The sequence below is a fragment of the Streptomyces sp. NPDC058274 genome (genome assembly GCF_042881375.1).
In the GTDB taxonomy this organism is placed as follows: domain Bacteria; phylum Actinomycetota; class Actinomycetes; order Streptomycetales; family Streptomycetaceae; genus Streptomyces.
The window spans coordinates 1-21,469 of sequence record NZ_JBHVXW010000025.1; the positions used below are offsets into that span (position 1 = coordinate 1).

The window sequence follows — 21,469 nt, forward strand, 5'->3', positions numbered from 1 at the left end:
AGGAACGGACGCTTCCTTTGTACTCACCCTCTCGGGCTTTCCTCCGGGCGCTTCCCTTCGGTCTTGCGTTTCCGACTCTATCAGACCGTTTCCGGTTCCGATTTCCTCGGTGCTTTCCAGGTTTCCGCTTCCGCGTTTCCCTTTCCGGCGGCTCCGACATTATCAGAAGATTTGGGCCGGACTGACCGGCATCCATTTCTGAATCATCAGGAGTGGCTTCTCGGAAATCGATTGTCTCCGGAAGCAGATAGAAACTAGCCGCTGCCACCGGACGTGTCCAGTTCTAGGCAACTGTTCGAATCTACCTCCCCGTTGGGTCCGTGTCAACGACTCCCTTGGGGCGAAGAGGAGACTAGCAGGTCAGCGAGGGTGGACGCACATCAGGCTGCGGTGGGGACAGTGGCGCTGCGCTCAGCCGCTTCGACGTCGCCCGTCTCGCCGGAGCGGGCCGCGCGACCGCCCAGGACATAGACGTACGCGAGGAATGCCAGTTCAGCGGCGATGCCTATCCCTATTCGGGCCCAGGTGGGGAGGCCTGAAGGGGTGACGAAGCCTTCGATGGCGCCGGAGATGAACAGGACCAGGGCGAGCCCGATGGCCATGCCGAGGGCGGCGCGGCCTTCCTCGGCGAGGGCGGTACGGCGGGAGCGGGGCCCCGGATCGATCAGTGTCCAGCCGAGGCGCAGGCCCGTGCCGGCCGCGACAAAGACAGCGGTCAGCTCCAGGAGGCCGTGCGGAAGGATGAGTCCGAGGAAGGTGTCGAAGCGGCCCGCGGACGACATGAGGCCGAAGCCCACTCCCAGGTTGAGCATGTTCTGGAAGAGGATCCAGATGACCGGGAGCCCCAGGAAGATCCCGAGGACCAGGCACATCGCGGCGGCCTGGGCGTTGTTCGTCCAGACCTGGGCGGCGAAGGAGGCAGCGGGGTGGCTGGAGTAGTACGTCTCGTACTCTCCACCGGGGCGGGTGAGGTCGCGCAGCTCGCTGGGGGCCGCGATCGACGACTGGACCTCGGGATGCGTACCGATCCACCACCCCAGGAGGGTCGCTACCGCGATGGAGACAAGGGCTGTCGGTACCCACCAGTGGCGCGAGCGGTAGACCGCGGCGGGAAAGCCGTGGGCGAGGAAGCGCGTGACATCGCGCCAGGAGGCCCGGCGGGTGCCTGTCACGGCACTACGCGCGCGTGCCACCAGTTGACTCAGGCGTCCGGTCAGTTGCGGGTCCGGGGCGCTGGACTGGATCAGGGAGAGGTGGGTGGCGGTGCGTTGGTAGAGGGCGACGAGCTCGTCGGCCTCGGCACCGTTGAGGCGGCGCTGGCGGTGCAACAGGGCGTCGAGGCGGTCCCACTCGGCGCGGTGGGCGGACACGAAGACGTCGAGGTCCATCGGTTCTGCTGCTCCTCGTCCTCTCGTACTGCGTGTCAGCTTGTCGTACCGCGGCGCGATGTGCCCTCAGCTTGGCAGACTGGCGGTCTTCGGGGCAGCTCAGGGGAAGGACGGCAGGCGTGAGTGAGCTAGTGACGGGCGAGGCGGTGGCGCTGGAGTTGCGCCCCGCGAAACTGCCGAGCCGAGCTCTGGCGGTGTTGCTCGACCTGGCCGTGGCCATGGTCGTCTACCTGTTCGTGAGCATCGTCCTGGTGTATTCGACAGGCAGCTTGGACGACGCGGCAAAGATCGCGGTCACGATCGCGGCTTCCCTGTTGGTGCTGGTGGGTGGGCCGATCGCGGTGGAGACGCTCAGCCATGGGCGCTCCCTGGGGAAGCTGGCCTGCGGACTGCGGGTGGTGCGGGACGACGGCGGGCCGATCCGGTTCCGGCACGCGCTGGTCCGGGGTGCGGTCGGCATGGTGGAGATCCTGACGACGTTCGGGATCGTGGCGTGCATCGCCTCGCTGCTCTCCGAGCGCGGAAGACGGCTCGGCGACGTGTTCGCGGGAACGCTCGTCGTACGGGAGCGGGTGCCCGCCGGGCGCGCGCACTTCGTGCCTCCGCCGCCGCCCTGGCTGGCGGGACGGTTCTCCGGTCTTGATCTGTCGGCGGTTCCGGACGGGCTGTGGCTGGCCATCCGCCAGTACCTGACGCGGATGCAGCAGTTGGATCCACGGGTCGGCTGGGAGATGGCGCAGCGCCTCGCCGGCGATCTCGCGGCGTGCACGGGGACTCCGGCACCTCAGGGGGTTCCGGCGGCCGCGTATCTGGCGGCCGTGGTGCAGGAACGGCAGGCGCGCGAGGTACGGCGTACGTCCGGTGGCCGGCAGCTGACGGGCAGCGGCCCGATTGCGGGTGGGGTTCCCGCCGGGGAGTACCGAGGTGCGGGCGGGGCGTATCCGGGCTCGTCACCCGCTTCGAGTTGGCCGAACGGGACGCCGGGTGGTGGCGGGTCCGCTGCGGTCCCGCCGGGCGGATCCCCCTATCCGTCGGCACCTGCCTATTCTCCGCCGGGAGCTGAGGGCGCCGGGCAGGGCCCGGCCGCGGGTCGGTTCGACGCGGCCAGGCCGACGCCACCGGCCGACGCGAGCCTCCCGGACCACCAGCAGCAGTCGCCGAACCGGCAGGACCCGCAACTGCAGGACCGGCAGGCTCAGCCCATGCAGCCCGAGCACCCTAAGCAGCCCGATCGGCCCGCCACCGGTTTCGCACCGCCCGCCTGAACGCAAGGCACCTTCGGGCGCCGGGCCTCTGGCGTCGCGCTCAGTGAGCCGTGAGCGGGATCGGTCCGCGTGCGGTGGGTGATCGCGTGTCAGGCGAGCGTCGACGGCGGCGACTCCAGGTCCTCCAGCTCGATGCCGGGAGCCGCCAGGATCACGTCGCCCGCGATGTGAACGGCGTTCTGCTCACCGGTGTCCAGCGCTGTGACCTGGTATTCGTCCACGGTCAGCGGACCGTTGTCAGTGGCGTGTGTTTCTCTCGTCATCAGGGCCCAGGACTGGTCGAGGGTGCGGGGGGCGAGGACCGGGTCCGTGAAGGCGACGAGGCGTACGCGGGTCGCGGAGGCATCGGGGGTGAGGCGCAGAAGACGAGCGGTGGCGACGAGGAACGCCGGTGAGGTGCCGGTGAAGGCGTGGGCGTGGACATTGCCTTCCGTGGCCTCCGTGCCGGTGGGGTCGGTGCGGACCCACGTGACGCCGTCGAGAGCCGCGCCGCGGACCTGCCAGCTCGCGGCGTGGAGCTCGAGGCGGATGGGGCGGCCGAGTTCGTCGAGCGCGAGGTCGACGGAGCCGGCGTGCTCGCCGGAGGGGGTGGTGAGTTGGGAGACGTAGCGCCAGCCGGAGGGGCCCGGCGCGCAGTGGAAGTGTTCGTCGGCGAGGGGGGTGTGGTCGTGCGGATCGTGGAGCGAATATCGGCCGCGGGGCATAGGGGTCCTGGGTCTTCCGAGGTCGGTCCGGCAAGGGGCAGGCCCCCGGCACGGGGGTGCGGGGGCCTGCCTGGGACCTGCTGCTGAGGAGCGCGTCAGTGCACGGACGCGCTCGCCTGCGCTGCGTGCTGCGTGCCGGTCCCGCTCACCCGGTGCTGGGTTAGCGGGCAGCCACGCCCACCACGTACTCGGTGAACCGGCAGCCACGCCCACCACGTACTCGGTGAACCGGCAGTCGCACTCACCACGTACTCGGTGAGCCGACCGCCACGCCCACCACGTACTCGGTGAGGCAGCACCTGCGGGTGCGCTCACCTCGTGACGGAGGTGAGCGCCCAGCAGCGGATCAGTAGCGGTAGTGGTCCGACTTGTACGGGCCCTCGACCTCGACGCCGATGTACGAGGCCTGCTCGGGGCGGAGCGTCGTCAGCTTCACGCCGAGGGCGTCGAGGTGGAGGCGGGCGACCTTCTCGTCGAGGTGCTTGGGCAGCACGTACACGTCGGTCGGGTACTCGTCGGGCTTGGTGAACAGCTCGATCTGGGCCAGGGTCTGGTCCGCGAACGAGTTGGACATCACGAACGACGGGTGACCGGTCGCGTTGCCCAGGTTCAGGAGGCGGCCCTCGGACAGCACGATCAGGACCTTCCCGTCGGGGAACGTCCACGTGTGGACCTGCGGCTTGACCTCGTCCTTGACGATGCCCGGCAGCTGCGCCAGGCCGGCCATGTCGATCTCGTTGTCGAAGTGACCGATGTTGCCCACGATCGCCTGGTGCTTCATCCTGGCCATGTCCGAGGCCATGATGATGTCCTTGTTGCCGGTCGTGGTGACGAAGATGTCGGCCTTGTCGACGACCTCGTCCAGCGTCGTGACCTGGTAGCCGTCCATCGCCGCCTGCAGGGCGCAGATCGGGTCGATCTCGGTGATGATCACCCGGGCACCCTGCCCGCGCAGAGACTCCGCGCAGCCCTTGCCCACATCGCCGTAGCCGCAGACGACCGCGGTCTTGCCGCCGATGAGGACGTCGGTGGCACGGTTGATGCCGTCGATCAGCGAGTGCCGGCAGCCGTACTTGTTGTCGAACTTCGACTTCGTCACGGCGTCGTTCACGTTGATCGCCGGGAACAGCAGGGTGCCGTCGCGGTGCATCTCGTACAGGCGGTGGACGCCGGTCGTGGTCTCCTCGGTCACGCCGCGGATCTCCGAGGCGAGCTGGGTCCACTTCTGCGAGCCGTCGGTGATGCTGCGGGCCAGGAGCTCGAGGACCACACGGTGCTCGTCGGACTCGGCGGTGTCGACCGAGGGGACCTTGCCGTCCTTCTCGTACTCGACGCCCTTGTGGACGAGCATGGTGGCGTCACCACCGTCGTCCAGGATCATGTTCGGGCCGCCGGTCGGAGTGTTCGGCCAGGTCAGCGCCTGCTCCGTGCACCACCAGTACTCCTCCAGGCTCTCGCCCTTCCAGGCGAAGACCGGGACACCCTGGGGGTTGTCGGGAGTGCCGTTCGGGCCGACCGCGATGGCCGCGGCCGCGTGGTCCTGGGTGGAGAAGATGTTGCAGGACGCCCAGCGCACCTCGGCGCCCAGGGCGACCAGGGTCTCGATCAGCACGGCGGTCTGCACCGTCATGTGCAGCGAACCGGTGACGCGGGCGCCGGCCAGCGGCTGCGCCTCGGCGTACTCCCTGCGGATCGACATCAGACCGGGCATCTCATGCTCGGCGAGAGTGATTTCCTTGCGACCGAACGCGGCCAGAGAAAGATCGGCGACCTTGAAATCCTGGCCGGTGGCGACAGTCGACATTCGAGCTGCTCCTCGGGGTTGGGGCGAGGTGGATACGGCTGGTCTGCGCGGCGGCGGCACACGCCTGCCCGGACGGGGCACGGGCATGCCGCGGTGCGCGCAGCGCAGTCCGTCGGAGGCCCTCTCTCCCTCGGCCGGCCCCCGGAAGGGCCGCCCGACCGCCATCAGCAGCGACGTCTGGCTCTTCCCCAAGCTACACCGGTGAGCCTGTCGACCCCAGCCCGCCTCCGCTCCCGCCGGCCCAGGACGAGGGCCCCGCCAGGTCAGGACGAGGGGTGCGCCGAGGTCGTATCGGATCGGTGTCCGGTCCACGCCGTCAGCCCGTGGAAGGGAAACGCCTCAGGCCATGGAAGGGACGCTTCAGGCCATGCGAAGGGAAGCTTCAAGCCATGGGCGAGGCGCCTCACGCCGTGGAAAGGGCGCGTCGGGATGCGGAAAAGGGCGCGCCGTCGGAGGTCGGGCCGATAACGGAACGTCATGGGGATCGGTAACAGGGAGCGAACGAGACGGGCAACAGGAGCCATCAGACCTGGACAAACCGGGACTTCCGAGCCTTTCGATCGCTGGACACCTGTTGCACTATGCGAGGAGATCGGGAGCAGGAGAGCGATCTGCGGGACGTCCGGGACGTCGTTCCGCGTGCCAAAGGCGTTAGGAGATCCACGTGACCAATCCAGCCAGCCCTCCCCCCACGGGCGGCGACGGTGAGCAGAAGCGATTGAAGCTGCTCGCGGTTACCGCATGCCCGACCGGCATCGCCCACACGTACATGGCGGCCGAGAAGCTCTCGCAGGCGGCGGAGCGACTCGGGATCGACATGAAGGTGGAGACCCAGGGATCCATCGGTGCCGAAAATGTGCTCGATGACAACGATGTCAACACCGCTGACGGCGTCATCGTCGCGGCCGACAAGGACGTGGACCTGAGCCGGTTCGCGGGAAAGCGGGTCATCACCGTCGGGGTGGCCGAGGGAATCCACCATCCTGAGCGGCTGATCGAACAGGTGCAGTCGGCGCCCGTGCACACGGCCGACGCCACGGTCGCCTCGACGAGCGGCGGTGGCAAGGAGCGGAGCGTGGCGTACAAGGCCCTGATGAACGGGGTCAGTTACATGATCCCGTTCGTCGTGGTCGGCGGGCTGCTGATCGCGATATCGCTCTCGCTCGGCGGGCACACGGACCCGTCCGGCGGCCTGGTCATCCCGAAGGACTCCTTCTGGATGGACGTGAACAACATCGGCGTCATCGGCTTCACGCTGATGGTGCCGATCCTGTCCGGCTACATCGCGTACGCGATCGGGGACCGGCCCGCTCTGGTGCCCGGAATGATCGGCGGCTGGATCGCCAACACCGGTTCGCTGTACGACTCCAAGGCGGGGGCGGGCTTCATCGGGGCCATCGTGACCGGCTTCCTCGCCGGTTATCTGGTGCTGTGGATCAAGAAGGTCAAGGTCCCGAAGTTCGCGCAGCCGATCATGCCGATCATCGTGATCCCGATCGTGGCGACCACCGCACTCGGCATGTTCTTCATCTACGTGATCGGGAAGCCGATCTCGTGGGTCTTCGAGCATCTGACCAGCTGGCTCAGCGGCATGACCGGGACCAGCGCGGTGCTGCTCGGCGCGATTCTCGGGCTCATGATCGCGTTCGACATGGGCGGGCCGGTCAACAAGACGGCGTTCCTCTTCGGCGCGGGGCTCATCGCGACCGGCAACCAGACGGTCATGGGCATGTGCGCGGCGGCGATTCCGGTCATGCCGCTCGGTCAGGGCGTGGCCACGCTGATCCGCAAGCGCCTCTACACCGAGCAGGAACGCGAGACCGGTCTGGCTTCGCTGTTCATGGGCTGCTTCGGGATCTCCGAAGGCGCGATCCCCTTCGCGGCGGCACGGCCCGCTCAGGTCATCCCCGCGAACATGCTCGGCGGTGCGGTGGCCGGCGCGGTCGCCGGACTCGCCGGGGTCGAGGACGCGGTGCCCCACGGCGGGCCGATCGTGGCGCTGCTGGGTGCCGTGGGCGGCGTACCGATGTTCTTCGTGGCCGTGGCGATCGGTACCGCGGTGACGGCACTGACGACGGTGACACTCGTGGACCTCGCCGAACGCCGGCGCCGGGGCGAGCCGCTCGTGGACGTGCCGTCCCCCCGGTCCGAGCCCGTGCTCGTCGGTGCGGGCGCCCTGACCGGCGGCGGTACGGTCTCCGCGCCGAAGGCGCCCCAGGCCACCACGGGCGGGGCGACCCCTGCGACCACGTCGAAGGCGAGCACGGCCACCAAGGCTGAGGCGCCGTCGAAGGCGAGCCCGGCCGCGGCCACGACGCCGCCGCCCGCTTCCGAGGACCGCGTCCTCTCCGGCCACCTCACCGAGCAGACCGTGAAGGTGCAACTCGACGCCGGGGACAAGGAGTCCGCGATCCGTGAGATGGCCGGGCTGCTGGCCGCGAGCGGCAGGGTCGACGACGTGGAGGAGCTCGTGCGGACCGCGCTGCGGCGTGAGGCGCAGGGCACCACCGGTCTCGGCGAGGAGATCGCGATCCCGCACGCCAAGACGGACGCGGTGAGCGCGCCGGTCGTCGGGTTCGCCCGGTCCGCCGAGGGCATCGAGTGGGGTGCGCTCGACGACACCAGGGCCAAGCTGGTCTTCATGATCGCCGTACCGGAGGCGGCCGCGGGTGACGAGCATCTGCGGATCCTGGCGCTGCTGTCGCGGAAGCTGATGGATCCCGCCTTCCGTGAGCGGCTCACGGCGGCCGGGGACACGGCGGCGATCCTCGACGTACTGCGCGAGATCCAGTAGCCGGAAGGCGAGTGGCGGCGGGGCCCCCCGCCCCCAAAGCGCGGGGCCCCGAGCCCGGCGGCCCCCCCCGCCACCCCGCCGCCCCCCCGCCCCCCCCCCCACTTCTGTGTCACAGGGCCGCGCCTCCCGGCCTCGGCAGGGGCTTGCCGTACCAGAGTTCGATCAGGCGGGCCGCGATCGAGATGCCGAACGGGGGCAGCACCTCTCCGGACTCGAAGGCGGTCCGCAGGTCCTCGCGGGAGAACCAGCGCGCTTCCTGGATCTCCTCGCCGTCGACGTTGATCTCCGACGAGGTGGCGCGGGCCATGAAGCCGAGCATGAGGCTGGAGGGGAAGGGCCAGGGCTGGCTGGCGACGTACTCCACCTCACCGACCGTGACGCCTGCCTCCTCGAAGACCTCCCGGCGCACCGACTGCTCGATGGACTCGCCCGGCTCGACGAAGCCGGCGAGCGTGGAGAAGCGGCCTTCGGGCCAGTGCATCTGGCGGCCGAGCAGGATGCGGTCGTGGTCGTCCGTGACCGCCATGATCACTGCCGGGTCGGTACGCGGGTAGTGCTCGGCTCCGCAGGCCGGGCAGCGGCGGATGTGGCCGGCGGCCGCGATGACCGTGCGCTCCCCGCAGCGCGAGCAGAAGCGGTGCAGCCGCTGCCAGTTCTCCAGCGCGACCGCGTGCACCATCAGGCCCGCGTCGCGCGGCGACAGGAGCAGCCCCGCCTCGCGCAGCCCGGCCGCGCGCGCGGACTGGTCGATACGGCCGGGAAGCGCGTCCTTCTGGAGCGCGAAGTAGCTGACGCCGTCGTCGTCGGTGCCCAGGAAGTAGCGGTGGGCTTCGGTGAGGGGGGCCTCGAAGGACGGGGTCATGAGGAGTTCGGTGGTGCCGTCCGCCGTCTCGTCGATGAGCACCTGGCCGCCGGAGACCACGAACACTCGGGTCGAGGGGTGGCTCCACGCCGCCGCGAGCCAGGCCTCGTCGAGCCGGTGGTGGGCGGCCCGGTCGATGCCACTCGGGGCGGTGAGCGAGATGGGACGGTCGGCGGTGTGGTCGGTCCAGGTGGTCACGGGTGCTTCCAACTCCCCCGGTGGAACGGTTATTTCGACGGGCGGTTCAGCGGGATGTACGGCGGGACGGGTGCGGAGGTCGTTCTTCAGCTCGTGACCGGCCTTCTTCAGTGTGCCTCGCCCCAGGTCTCGGCCAGGTCGCCCCACAGGTAGGCGGTGGTCTCGACGCCTTTCAGGAGGAGATCGAGTTCGACCTTCTCGTTCGGGGCGTGCCAGCCGTCCGAGGGGACGGAGATGCCCAGGAACAGCACGGGTGCGCCGAGCACTTCCTGAAGGTCCGCGGCGGGTCCTGAGCCGCCCTCGCGCGTGAAGCGGATCGGCTGCCCGAAGGCACGGCCCATGGCCCGTACGACGGACTGCAGGGCCGGGTGGTCCAGGGGCGTCAGACACGGGCGCGTGGCCGCGCCGAAGGTGATCTCGCACCGGATCCCGGCGGGCAGCTGGTCGGCCGCCCAGGCGCGCACCGCCTTCTCGATGTGGTCCGGGTCCTGTCCCGCGACCAGCCGGAAGGAGAGCTTGACCTGGGCCGAGGACGGGATGATCGTCTTGCTGCCGGGGCCTTGGTAACCGCCGCCGATGCCGTTGACCTCCGCGGTCGGGCGGGCCCAGATGCGCTCCAGGGTGGTGTGCCCGGCCTCCCCGTACGCCGCGGAGGACTTGGCCGTGCGCAGCCACTGCCCCTCGTCGAAGGGCAGTTCCGCGAAGAGCTCGCGCTCACGGCCGGTGAGCTCGGTGATGCCGTCGTAGAAGCCGGGTACCGCTACGCGCGCGTGCTCGTCGTGCAGCGCGGCGACCAGGCGGGCGGCCGCGGTGGCGGGGTTCGGCACCGCGCCGCCGAAGGAGCCCGAGTGGATGTCCTGGTCGGGTCCGCGCAGCTCGATCTCGCACTCGGCGAGGCCTCGCATGCCCGTGCACACCGTCGGGGTGTCCTCGGACCACATGCCCGTGTCGGAGACGATCACCGCGTCGGCGGCGAGCCGGCCCGCGTGCTCCTCGACGAGGGCGCGGAAGTGTGGCGAGCCGGACTCCTCCTCACCCTCGATGAGCAGCTTCAGGTTGACCGCCGGGGCGGTGCGCCCGGTGGCGGCGAGGTGGGCGCGGACGCCGAGTGTGTGGAAGAACACCTGGCCCTTGTCGTCAGCCGCCCCGCGCGCGTGGAGACGGTTCCCCTGGATCACGGGCTCGAAGGGCTCGGAATCCCAGCCGTCGTCGAGGGCGGCCGGCTGCACGTCGTGGTGGCCGTAGACCAGGACGGTGGGCGCCTGCGGGTCACCGGAGGGCCACTCGGCGAAGACGGCGGGGGCTCCCGGGGTCGCCCAGACCTCGCTGGTCGGGAAGCCGGTCTCCTTGAGTTTGGCGGCGAGCCAGTCGGCGCTGCGCCGTACGTCCGCGGCATGCGCGGGCTGGGCCGACACCGAGGGGATTCTCAGCCATTCCACGAGGTCGTCGAGGAAGGCGGCGCGGTGCGTGCCAATGTACGTGCGGACGGTGCTGACAGCGCTGTCAACGGGCTTGCTCATGGTCACGAGCCTAACGGCCCGCACCGACATGCTCGTCCGGCGGTTCCTCCGCGGACTCCTCCGGAGGCTCGTCCAGAAGCAGTCGCTCCAGCGCGGCCCGGTCGGGAAGGCCGGCGGGACGGACGACCTCGCCGCTGCGCACGTACAGGAACGCGGCCTTGACGGACTCCAGCGGCACGCCTTGCTGCTCGGCCCAGGCGAGCCGGTAGACCGCGAGCTGAAGGGGGTCCGCGGTGCGCGTGCGACTCGTCTTCCAGTCGACGATCTCGTACGTCGTGCCGTCGCCGTCGGCCTCCCGGTAGACGGCGTCGATACGGCCGCGTACGACGCGTCCCGCGATGGCGAGCTGGAAGGGGGTCTCGACGCGGTACGGCGTCCGCTGCGCGTACGGGGACCGCTCGAAGGCGTCCTTGAGGGTCTCCAGGTCGCGCTCGTCGGCGATCTCCGCGTCACTGCCCGGCAGCTCCTCCGGTTCCAGCATCGGCAGCCGCAGCTCCTCGAAGCGGGACTCGACCCAGGCATGGAAGCGGGTGCCGCGGCGGGCCGCCGGCTGCGGCGGGCGGGGCATGGGACGGGCCAGCTCCTGCGCGAAGCCGTCCGGGTCGGCGGCCAGGCGCATCAGCTGCGAGGCGGTGAGCGACGGCGGCAGAGGTACGTCCGTGACGCTCGCGCGGGCACGCAGGAGCTCACCGGTGAGGGCGTCCAGGTCGCGGTCCCAGGAGTCGATGGTGCGCGCCTCCTCCGGGGTGAGGGGGGCGCGCCCGGTGTCGTGCTCGCCGGGGTGCGGGCGGGCCTGCGGGGCCGGTGCCTGGTGCGCGCGGGTGTCCGGGGCCGGTGCCTGGTGCGGGACGGCCGGGCGTTCCACCGTCCAGGCTTCCCAGTCCGAGGAGTCCTCTTCGGGAGGCTCGGGGACGTCGGAGGGTTCCGGGAAGTCGCCTTCCCCGTACGGGGCTTCGTCGTCCTCGGGCGGAGGCGGCCAGTCGGGATCCTCGTGCGAGGACGGGTCGTGCCGGGCCCCGGGGTGGGCGTCCTCATGGGACGCGACCCGCTCCAGGTGGGCCAGCACGGTCTCCGCGGCCGCGCGGCGCCTGGCCAGGGCCGCGTCGTCCAGCGGAAGCGGCCACGCGTGGTCGGCGGACGCCTCGTGCAGGGCCGGGTTCTCCTCGTCCTCCGCGGGTTCGTCGGTCCAGACCTCGATCTCGCCGTAGCCGGACGCGCAGTGCTCGTACAGGGCGTGCAGGAAGTCGGAGGGGCCCCGCGGCCGCTTCTGGGACGGGCCCCACCAGTGACCTGAGCCGAGCAGCAGGGAGCGCGGCCGGGTGAAGGTGACGTAGCCGAGGCGGAGTTCCTCGGTGTGCTGGTGGTCCTTCATCGCCTCGTGGAAGGCCTTCATGCTCCTGGCGTCCCAGGCAGCGATGTCGGGCAGGGTGTCGGCGTCACCGCGCAGTTCGTGCGGCAGGACCTTGCCCTGTGCGGTCCACTTCTCGCGGCCCTGAGTGCTCGGGAAGGTCCCGGTGACCAGCCCGGGAACCGCGACGACATCCCATTCCAGGCCCTTGGACTTGTGGGCGGTCAGCACCTTCACGGTGTTCTCGCCGCCCGGCAGGGCGTTGTCGAGGCCCTTCTCGTACTGCGCCGCCGTCCGCAGGAAGCCGAGGAAGGCGAGCAGTGTCGCCTCGCCGTCGCCCGCCGCGAAGGACGCGGCGACGTCCAGGAAGTTGGACAGCGTTTCGCGGCGGCGGGCGGCGAGCGCGTGCGGGGACGCGGAGAGCTCGACCTCCAGGCCGGTGACGGCGAGCACGCGGTGCAGGACGTCCATCAGGGGGTCGGCCAGCGAGCGGCGCAGGTCGCGCAGTTCGGCGGCGAGCCGCGCGAAGCGCACCCGTGCATCCGGCGAGAACGGCAGGCCGTCGTCCGCCGCCTCCGACCCGAGCGGCATCTCCAGGAATGTGTCGAGAGCGTCCGCGAGCGATATCACCTCGGCCGGGTCGACCCCTTCGACGGCCGCGGCCAGCCTGCGGTCCGGGTCGTCGTCGGCCCCTACGCGCGCGTGGGACACGAGAAGGCGCGCGCGCCTGCCCAGCAGCGCCAGGTCGCGGGGACCGATCCGCCAGCGCGGCCCGGTGAGCAGACGGACGAGGAAGGCGTTGGCCCCGGGGTCCTGGAGCACCTCGCAGACGGCGACCAGATCGGCCACTTCGGGGAGGTGCAGCAGGCCGGACAGGCCGACCACCTCGACCGGGATGTCACGGGCGACGAGCGCGCCCTGGATCTCCGCGAAATCGGTCGCCGTACGGCAGAGCACGGCGATCTCCCCCGGGGCCTTTCCGGTGCGCACGAGGTGGGCGATCGAGTCCGCGAGCCAGTCCATCTCCTCGGCGTGGGTGCGCAGCAGCGCGCAGCGGACCAGGCCGTCCCGCTCGGCTCCGGGGGCCGGCCGCAGGGCCTCCACGCCCGCGTGGAGGGCGCGCAGGGGCTCCGCCAGACTGTTGGCGAGGTCGAGGAGGCGGCCGCCGCTGCGGCGGTTCTCGCTGAGCGACTGGCGCGTGGCGAGACGGCCGTCGGCATGCCCGAAGTGCTCGGGGAAGTCGTCGAGGTTGGCGACGGAGGCGCCGCGCCATCCGTAGATCGCCTGGCAGGGGTCGCCGACGGCGGTCACCGGATGCCCCGTGCCGGCGCCGAACAGCCCTGCGAGCAGGACGCGTTGTGCCACCGAAGTGTCCTGGTACTCATCGAGCAGGACCACCCGGAACTCGTCCCGCAGGATGGCACCGACCTCCGGGCGGGTGCGGGCCAGGGTCGCCGAGAGGGCGATCTGGTCGCCGAAGTCGAGCAGATCGCGCTCGCGCTTGGCCGCGCGGTAGCGGCCCACCAGTTCGGTGAGCTCGCGCCGTGCGGCGGCCGCGTCGGGGACCTTGCGGAGCTCGGCGTTGGTGAGTTTGGCGCCCTCCAGGGACCGCAGCAGCTCGCCGTCGTACGTCCGCAGGTCCTCGGGCCGGACCAGGTGCTCGGCGAGCTCGGAGTCGAGCGTGAGGAGGTCGCTGACGAGGTCGGGGAAGGAGCGGGTCAGCGCGGGGTACGGGCCCGGCGCCTCGCGCAGCACGCGCGCGGCGAGCTGGTAGCGGGTGGCGTCGGCGAGCAGACGCGCCGTGGGTTCGAGCCCTATGCGCAGGCCGTGGTCGGTGAGCAGGCGGCCGGCGAAGGCGTGGTACGTGGAGATCACGGGCTCGCCGGGCGGGTTGTCCGGGTCGATCACGTCGGGGTCGGTGACGCCCGCCTTGATCAGCGCCCTGCGGACCCGCTCGGCGAGTTCTCCGGCGGCCTTGTTGGTGAACGTCAGGCCCAGCACCTGCTCGGGGGCGACCTGTCCGGTGCCGACGAGCCACACCACGCGGGCGGCCATCACCGTCGTCTTGCCCGATCCGGCTCCGGCCACGATCACCTGCGGCGCGGGCGGCGCGGTGATGCAGGCCGTCTGCTCCGGGGTGAACGGGATGCCGAGGAGCTCCTTGAGCTGCTCGGGGTCGGTGATACGGGCTGGCACGTCAGAGAGGCTAGCGGCGCCCACTGACAGCGGTGACCGCTTTCGGCTGTCGCGACGGAAGAAGAGCTGGTCAGCACACGTGGTGCGGTACGTCACTCAGGCCGCGTCACCCCCGGGGGTCCGCCGGTCAGTCGATGACCTGCCGGCCCTCCGGCCGCGCGCTGCACGACGCCCGGAACGCGCAGTGCGTGCAGTGCTGTCCCGTCGTCGGCGTGAACCGTTCGTCGAGGACCTTGCCCGCGGCGGTGGCGAGGAGGTCGCCGACCCACTCCCCGGAGAGGGGCTCCTGGGCCTGCACCTTGGGGAGGGTCTCTCCGCCGTTCTTCTGGGCGGCGCCCTGCCGCAGCTGGACGAGTTCCGCGCCGCCGGGTTCGGGGCGTACGCCGTCGAAGGCATCGTCGACGGCACCCTCGGCGACGGCCAGTTGGTAGACGGCGAGCTGGGGGTGACGGGCCACGTCGGCGGCGCTGGGCGCCTGCTTGCCGGTCTTGAAGTCGACCACGTAGGCACGGCCCTCGGCGTCCGCCTCGACGCGGTCCATGGAGCCGCGGATGCGTACTTCGTAGGAGCCCGCTTCGAGGGTCACGTCGAAGTCGTGCTCGCTGGCGACCGGCGTGCGGCCGGTGCGGTCCATGACGTGCCAATTGAGGAAGCGTTCGAGCGCCACGCGCGCGTGCTCCTTCTCCTGCGCCGACTTCCACGGCGCGTCGAAGGCGAGCGCGTTCCACACGGAGTCGAGCCGCTCCATGAGGACGGCGAGGTCGGCCGGGGTGTGCCCGGAGGCGACCTCGTCGGCGAGGACGTGCACCACGTTGCCGAAGCCCTGGGCGGCCGTCGCCGGCGCGTCGGCCTTCACCTCGCGGCCCAGGAACCACTGCAGGGCGCAGGTGTTGGCGAGCTGGTCGAGGGCGCTTCCGGAGAGCACGAGGGGCTGGTCGCGGTTGCGCAGCGGGATCTTGCTCTCGGTCGGCTCGTACATGCCCCACCAGCGGTAGGGGTGCGCGGACGGCACCAAGGGGCGGCCGTCCTCGTCGCCGAGCGCGGCGAGCCGGGCGAGGCGACGGGCCGCGGCCTCCCGGAGGGTGTCCGAGACGCGCGGGTCGACGGTGGTCGCGCGCAGCTCGGCGACCAGGGCGGCGACGGACAGGGGGCGGCGCGGGCGGCCCGTCACGTCCTTGGGTTCGACTCCGAGTTCGGTCAGGAAGCGGGAGGGCTGGTCGCCGTCGTCCGCGGGAGCCTTCACCGCGGTGACGACGAGGCGTTCACGCGCGCGCGTGGCGGCCACGTAGAACAAACGGCGCTCTTCGGAGAGGAGCGCTCCGGGCGTGAGGGGTTCGGCCAGGCCGTCGTGTCCGATGCGGTCGGCCTCCAGCAGGGAGCCGCGCCGGCGCAGGTCCGGCCACAGGCCCTCCTGGACGCCCGCGACGACCACCAGCCGCCATTCCAGGCCCTTGGAGCGGTGCGCGGTCATCAGGCGTACCGCGTCCGGCCGTACGGCCCGGCCGGTGAGCGTGTCGGCGGCGATGTCCTGGGCTTCGATTTCCTCCAGGAAGTTGAGGGCACCGCGGCCGCCGGTGCGCTCCTCGGCGCGGGCCGCCGTCGCGAACAGCGCGCACACGGCGTCGAGGTCCCGGTCGGCGTTGCGCCCGGCCGCGCCGCCGCGCCGGGCGGCCCGCTCCAGGCGCCGCGGCCACGGCGTGCCCTCCCACAGGTCCCAGAGCGCCTCCTCGGCCGTCCCGCCGCCCGCGAGACGCTCCCGCGCCTTGCGCAGCAGCGCACCGAGGCGCTGGGCTCCGCGGGCGTACGCGGGGTCGTGGGCGACCAGCCGCTCCGGTTCGGCCAGCGCCCGCGCCAGGAGTTCGTCCGAGGGCGGCGGGACGAGGTTCCCCGCGGCGCGCTCCTCCTCGCGCAGGGCGCGGCCGAGCCTGCGCAGGTCCGCGGCGTCCATGCCGGCGAGGGGGGAGGCGAGCAGGGTGAGCGCGGTCTCGGTGTCGAGCCAGCAGGCGTCCCGCGCGGGGGGCGCGTCCGAGGCTGTTTCCGTTGCGGGTGCCTCGCCGTCCGGCGCGGAGTCGGACGGTTCGGGGTCCGCGCCCGACGGCGGCCCTTCGGGCGTCTGTACGTCGGTCTCCGCCCCGGAAACGCCCGCATCGGACTCGCCCGCGTCGGACGCGGGTGCCTCCGGTGCCGTCCCGGCCGCGCCGGCCTCGGCTGCATCCGAACCCGGGGCCTCCGCCGCCGCCGCCCCGGAGTCCGCCGCTCCCGACGCGGCCCCGGACGGCTCCGGACCCGCGGACACGGACTCCGCCTCCGCCGTCGCCACCGCCCGCAGCGCCGTCAACAGGGGCGTCACCGCCGGTTCGTGGCGCAGCGGCAGATCGTCGCCGTCGATGTCCAGGGGGACCCCCGCCGCCGTCAGAGCGCGGCGGACGGACGGGATGGTGCGGGCTCCGGCGCGGACGAGAACGGCCATGTCGCTCCAGGGGACCCCGTCCTCCAGGTGCGCCCGGCGGAGGATGTCCGCGATGTTGTCCAGCTCCGTGCCCGGCGTCGGGTACGTGTAGACCTCGACGCGCCCGCCGTCCCGTACCGGCGCGAGCCCGCGATGGGCGCGGACCTTCTCCGCGGGGAGACGGGTCAGGGGCATGCGCTGGGTGAGCAGCCGCGTGGCGGTCAGCAGGGCGGCGCCCGAGCGGCGTGACGTACCCAGGACCTCGACCGGTGCCGGACGGCCGTCCACGCGCGGGAAGGCGTCCGGGAAGTCCAGGATGCCGTTCACGTCGGCGCCCCGGAAGGTGTAGATCGACTGGTCGGGGTCGCCGAAGGCCACCAGGTTCCGGCCCCCGCCCGCGAGGGCGTGCAGCAGCCGTACCTGTGCGGGATCGGTGTCCTGGTACTCGTCCACGTAGACGGCGTCGTACTGGAGGGCGAGCTGTTCGGCGACGCCCGGCCGCCGGGCCAGCAGCACCGCGCGGTGCACGAGTTCCGCGTAGTCGAGCACTCCCTGCATGTCGAGAACGTCCAGGTACTCGGCGAGGAAGGCGGCCGCCGCACGCCAGTCCGGGCGGCCGATACGGGAGGCGAAGGCGTCCAGCGCGTCGGGGCCAAGACCCAGTTCACGGCTGCGGGCCAGCACCGCGCGGACCTCGTCGGCGAAGCCGCGCGTGGTCAGACAGGCCCGCAGTTCGTCGGGCCAGCGCACATGCGCGAGGCCGAGCCGCTCCAGGCCGGGCTGGCCCCCGAGCAGCTCACGCACCGCCACGTCCTGCTCGGGACCCGACAGCAGCCGCAGCGGCTCGACGAACAGGTCGCTGTCCTGATGGGCGCGGACCAGGGCGTAGCAGAACGAGTGGAAGGTGGTCGCCTGCGGGGCACGCGCGGCCCCTATGCGCAGTGCCATGCGGTCGCGCAGTTCGACGGCCGCCTTGCGGCTGAACGTCAGCACCAGGATCCGCCGGGGGTCCCCTCCGCGGGCGATCCGCGCCGCCACGGACTCGACGAGTGTGGTCGTCTTGCCCGTGCCCGGACCTGCGAGAACGAGCAGCGGGCCGCCCTTGTGGTCAACCACCGAGCGCTGCGCCGCGTCCAGACGAGGGGGGTCCGGCCGCGCAGGCGGGGTACGCACCAGTCGGTAAGCGCCACGGGTTCCCTGTCGCACGGAGGGGGGCGACAGGTGCCTGGTGGAAGAAGAGGAGCTCACGTGGTTCGCCGGTCCTGGTGGTTGTGCGGGATGACACTGCCGGCGCGGAGCGCCGTCGCTGAGGGGCGGTGGTCGGGTGACGGGTGGGCGGACCACCGCGGGTGGAGGGCGGTGGCCACGAGGTGAGGGGGACGCGCGTCGTCGACGCCACGCCGCTGGGGACCGTGGGAGACGGTACGCCGGTGCGCACCGCGGAAGGAGGGCTTCCCCTTCTTCCCCCGGGCCACGTGCGTCCCTCGCTGCTCGAACGTACGGCATGCGACGGGTGTGCCCGGTTTCCCCCGTACGGGCCACAGGTTCCCCTTTCACCCGCCCGATGGCGGAAGCTGTCAGGTGTGACCCTCCGTGCGCTCGCCCCCGTCCCATCGCGCCCGTCTCATGTCGACGCGCGGCTGATGGCCTTCGGAGGCCCTGCTCGCCTCCTTGAGGGGCGTGCCCTCCGCGCGATAGTGGTTCATGGCCCGCAGTTCGTGGCCGGGGAGCAGGACGCCGTCCGCGCGCACGACACGCCACCACGGAACCGCTCCTCCGTAGAGGGCCATCACGCGGCCCACCTGCCGCGGCCCGCCCTCCTCCAGCCACTCGGCGACGTCCCCGTACGTCATGACGCGCCCCGGCGGGATCAGCTCGGCGACCTCAAGGACCCGCTCCGCGTACTCCGGCAGGGCGTCCGCCGGAAGGCTCTCCTCGCTCATCCGACCCATCCTGCCCCACCCCACCGACACTGTGACGCGGCGGCGACGGTGCGTATCCCTCACCCGGCACCGGCCCTTCGGAGAGGTGGTCCGGCCCCCGTATTGCACCCTCATGCCCCCGTGTGTCGGTCGGGCATGCCACCATCATCCGGGCGGTGACTGGTGATACGAGATCAAGAAGAGACGATGAAACAGCAGGGTGTGCACCCCGAAGACGCGGAGGGCACCTCTGAGGCGTCGTCGCGCCCGGACACCGCCGCCGCGGACGACAACGGGGACAAGGACGTGCCGGACAGCACGGATCAGCGCGGATCCGGACAGGACGGGGACTGCGCCGAGGAGGCGCACAACGACGAGGTCGAGGGCGACGAACCGCTGCTCCCCGCGCGCGTGCACCGTCCCTCGGACCTGATGCGGCTGCTGGTCGGCGTCCTCGCGATCGCGGTGCTGCTCGCCGTCGCCGCGTTCGCGCACGGCACCACCTCGGGTCTCGAACAGGACATCAACAAGGGCACCGGCCAGGCCCCCGATCTGCTGATCAAGATCGCGGGTCTGGCGTCGAGCATCGCGATCCTCCTGGTGCCGGTCGCCTTCGCCATCGAGCGGCTGATCAAGCGGGACGGTCTGCGCATCGCCGACGGCGTGCTCGCCGCGGTCCTCGCGCACGGTGTGACACTCGCCACCGACCTGTGGGTCGCCAAGGCCGCCCCGAGCTCCATCCAGGAAGCGCTCACCCAGCCCTCACCCGGCGACATCCACGCCCTCACCGACCCGGTGCACGGCTATCTCGCACCCGTCATCGCGTACATGACCGCGGTCGGCATGTCGCGTCGGCCGCGGTGGCGTGGGGTGCTGTGGGTGGTGCTGCTCCTCGACGCCTTCTCGATGCTGGTCACCGGCTACACGACTCCGTTCTCGATCATCCTGACCGTGCTGATCGGTTGGACGGTCGCCTACGGGACGCTGTACGCCGTCGGCTCCCCCAACGTGCGCCCCACCGGGCGGACGCTCATGGCGGGTCTGCGGCACGTCGGCTTCCGCCCGGTGAGCGCGGCCCGCGACGAGGCACCGGACACCACGGAGAACGGCGACCGGGGCCGGCGCTACTTCGTCACCCTGGAGGACGGCCCACCACTCGACGTCACCGTCGTCGACCGGGAACAGCAGGCACAGGGGTTCTTCTACCGGGTCTGGCGCCGGCTGACGCTGCGCGGCATCACCACCCGCCGCAGCCTCCAGTCGCTGCGTCAGGCCCTGGAGCAGGAAGCGCTCCTCGCCTACGCCGCCATCGCGGCCGGCGCCAACGCGCCGAAGCTGATCGCGACCTCCGAACTCGGCCCCGACGCCGTCATTCTCGTCTACGAGCACACCGGGGGCCGCACCCTCGACTCACTGCCCGACGACCTGATCACCGACGATCTCCTCAGGGACACCTGGCACCAGGTGCAGGCGCTCCAGTCGCGGCGCATCGCGCATCGCAGGCTCGCCGGTGACGCGATCCTGGTGGATCGTTCCGGCAAGGTGATCCTCACCGATCTGCGCGGTGGTGAGATCGCGGCCGGTGACCTGGTGCTGCGCATGGACATCGCCCAGCTGGTCACCAGTCTCGGACTGCGGGTCGGCGCCGAACGTGCGGTCGCCTCGGCCGTCGGCGTGCTGGGCCCCGACGCGGTCGCCGACTGTCTGCCGCTGCTGCAGCCCATCGCGCTGACGCGCTCCACGCGCGCGACGCTGCGCCGACTGGCCCGGGAGCGCGCCCAGCGCGAGCGGGACGCGGTCCTGGAGGCCTCCCGGCAGGACAAGCTCGCCCGCTCCGAGGAAGCCCACGCGGACGCCGAGCCCGTACCGGAGAGACCCGGCAAGAAGGCCGTACGTGCTGAACAGCGGGCCGAGAAGCGGGCCATCGACGACGCCGTGGAGGAAGCGCGGGAGGAGGATCTGCTCACGCAGATCCGTCACCAGGTGCTGCTCATCAGACCGCAGGCACCGGTCGAGCCGGCCCGGCTGGAGCGCATCCGGCCGCGCACGCTGATCAGTTTCATCGCCGGCGCCATCGGCGCGTACTTCCTGCTGACGCAGCTGACCCACATCGAGTTCGCGACCCTCTTCGACAGCGCCGAGTGGGGCTGGGTCGCCGCGGCCGTGCTGTTCTCGGCCCTGAGCTACTTCGCTGCCGCGATGAGCCTGCTCGGCTTCGTGCCCGAGCGGGTGCCGTTCCTGCGGACCGTGGCCGCACAGGTGGCCGGTTCGTTCGTGAAGATCGTGGCGCCCGCCGCCGTCGGCGGTGTCGCTCTCAACACCCGCTTCCTGCAACGCGCGGGGGTCCGTCCGGGGCTGGCGGTGGCCAGTGTCGGCGCCTCGCAGCTGTTCGGACTCGGCTGCCACATCCTGATGCTGCTGTCGTTCGGCTACTTGACCGGCACCGAGAAGACGCCGTCCCTGTCGCCGTCCCGCACGGTCATCGCGGGTCTGCTGACGGTCGCGGTGCTGGTGCTCGTGGTGACGTCCGTGCCCTTCCTGCGCAAGTTCGTCTCCACGCGCGTGAGGTCGCTGTTCGCGGGTGTCGTGCCGCGCATGCTCGACGTGCTGCAGCGACCGCAGAAGCTGATCACCGGCATCGGCGGCATGCTGCTCCTCACCGCCTGCTTCGTGATGTGCCTGGACGCCTCGATCCGGGCCTTCGGCCACGAGGAGACGACGACCCTGAGCCTCGCCAGCGTCGCCGTCGTCTTCCTCGCCGGCAACGCGCTCGGCTCGGCGGCGCCGACCCCGGGCGGCGTGGGCGCCGTCGAGGCGACGCTCACGGTCGGTCTGATCGCCGTCGGCCTCCCCAAGGAGGTCGCGGCGCCCGCGGTGCTGCTGTACCGGCTTCTGACGCTGTGGCTGCCGGTGCTTCCGGGGTGGCTGTTCTTCAACCACCTGACGCGCAAGGGTGCGCTCTAGAGTCCGCGCGAGGCGCGCCGGATACGAACGGCGCGCTCACCCGCACGGCCCGTGC

11 protein-coding genes are annotated in these 21,469 nt (G+C 71.5%); 3 read left to right on the forward strand and 8 right to left on the reverse strand.

Translation table 11 applies throughout. The annotated features are described in order from the left end of the window. Positions 1-380 precede the first annotated feature (380 nt). Positions 381-1,388: a stage II sporulation protein M gene (locus ACFVYF_RS33980; RefSeq protein WP_389461625.1), complete on the reverse strand. Its 1,008-nt coding sequence runs from the start codon at positions 1,386-1,388 to the stop codon at positions 381-383. A 119-nt stretch (positions 1,389-1,507) separates the two neighbouring features. On the opposite strand from ACFVYF_RS33980, the gene ACFVYF_RS33985 reads away from it, so the two are divergent. Continuing rightward, positions 1,508-2,653 carry an RDD family protein gene (locus ACFVYF_RS33985; protein ID WP_389461627.1) on the forward strand — a complete coding sequence of 382 codons (1,146 nt, stop codon included), beginning with the start codon at positions 1,508-1,510 and terminating at the stop codon, positions 2,651-2,653. A gap of 89 nt (positions 2,654-2,742) precedes the next feature. Here ACFVYF_RS33985 and ACFVYF_RS33990 read toward each other — a convergent pair whose 3' ends face one another. Next, positions 2,743-3,357, reverse strand: a complete 615-nt coding sequence (locus tag ACFVYF_RS33990; RefSeq protein WP_389461629.1) for a hypothetical protein — start codon at positions 3,355-3,357, stop codon at positions 2,743-2,745. A 346-nt stretch (positions 3,358-3,703) separates the two neighbouring features. Then, entirely contained in the window at positions 3,704-5,161 is a 1,458-nt protein-coding gene (gene ahcY / locus ACFVYF_RS33995; protein WP_389461631.1) for an adenosylhomocysteinase, read from the reverse strand. 664 nt (positions 5,162-5,825) lie between these two features. Between ahcY and ACFVYF_RS34000 the strand changes: the two genes are divergently transcribed. Next, complete coding sequence (locus ACFVYF_RS34000; protein ID WP_389461633.1) at positions 5,826-7,955, forward strand: fructose-specific PTS transporter subunit EIIC; 2,130 nt, start codon at positions 5,826-5,828, stop codon at positions 7,953-7,955. A gap of 109 nt (positions 7,956-8,064) precedes the next feature. Here ACFVYF_RS34000 and nudC read toward each other — a convergent pair whose 3' ends face one another. The 5 genes from nudC to ACFVYF_RS34025 form a co-directional block, all read right to left on the reverse strand. Further along, positions 8,065-9,015, reverse strand: a complete 951-nt coding sequence (gene nudC, locus ACFVYF_RS34005; RefSeq protein ID WP_389461635.1) for an NAD(+) diphosphatase — start codon at positions 9,013-9,015, stop codon at positions 8,065-8,067. Positions 9,016-9,122: 107 nt separating this feature from the next. Beyond that, entirely contained in the window at positions 9,123-10,535 is a 1,413-nt protein-coding gene (locus ACFVYF_RS34010) for a dipeptidase (RefSeq protein ID WP_389461637.1), read from the reverse strand. Positions 10,536-10,545: 10 nt separating this feature from the next. Next, complete coding sequence (locus ACFVYF_RS34015) at positions 10,546-14,079, reverse strand: UvrD-helicase domain-containing protein (RefSeq protein WP_389461639.1); 3,534 nt, start codon at positions 14,077-14,079, stop codon at positions 10,546-10,548. A gap of 127 nt (positions 14,080-14,206) precedes the next feature. Next, complete coding sequence (locus ACFVYF_RS34020) at positions 14,207-17,776, reverse strand: ATP-dependent helicase (RefSeq protein ID WP_389461641.1); 3,570 nt, start codon at positions 17,774-17,776, stop codon at positions 14,207-14,209. 329 nt (positions 17,777-18,105) lie between these two features. After that, positions 18,106-18,471 (reverse strand): MGMT family protein, encoded by a 366-nt coding sequence (locus ACFVYF_RS34025; RefSeq protein WP_389461643.1) that lies wholly within the window; start codon positions 18,469-18,471, stop codon positions 18,106-18,108. A 186-nt stretch (positions 18,472-18,657) separates the two neighbouring features. Between ACFVYF_RS34025 and ACFVYF_RS34030 the strand changes: the two genes are divergently transcribed. Then, entirely contained in the window at positions 18,658-21,414 is a 2,757-nt protein-coding gene (locus ACFVYF_RS34030; RefSeq protein ID WP_389461644.1) for a lysylphosphatidylglycerol synthase domain-containing protein, read from the forward strand. The last annotated feature ends 55 nt before the right edge of the window (positions 21,415-21,469 follow it).

Coding starts and splice junctions, on each gene's coding strand:
- ACFVYF_RS33980 (WP_389461625.1), bottom strand. CDS start 1,388: ATGGACCTCGACGTCTTCGTGTCCGCCCACCGCGCCGAGTGGGACCGC.
- ACFVYF_RS33990 (WP_389461629.1), bottom strand. CDS start 3,357: ATGCCCCGCGGCCGATATTCGCTCCACGATCCGCACGACCACACCCCC.
- ahcY (WP_389461631.1), bottom strand. CDS start 5,161: ATGTCGACTGTCGCCACCGGCCAGGATTTCAAGGTCGCCGATCTTTCT.
- ACFVYF_RS34010 (WP_389461637.1), bottom strand. CDS start 10,535: ATGAGCAAGCCCGTTGACAGCGCTGTCAGCACCGTCCGCACGTACATT.
- ACFVYF_RS34025 (WP_389461643.1), bottom strand. CDS start 18,471: ATGAGCGAGGAGAGCCTTCCGGCGGACGCCCTGCCGGAGTACGCGGAG.
- ACFVYF_RS34030 (WP_389461644.1), top strand. CDS start 18,658: ATGAAACAGCAGGGTGTGCACCCCGAAGACGCGGAGGGCACCTCTGAG.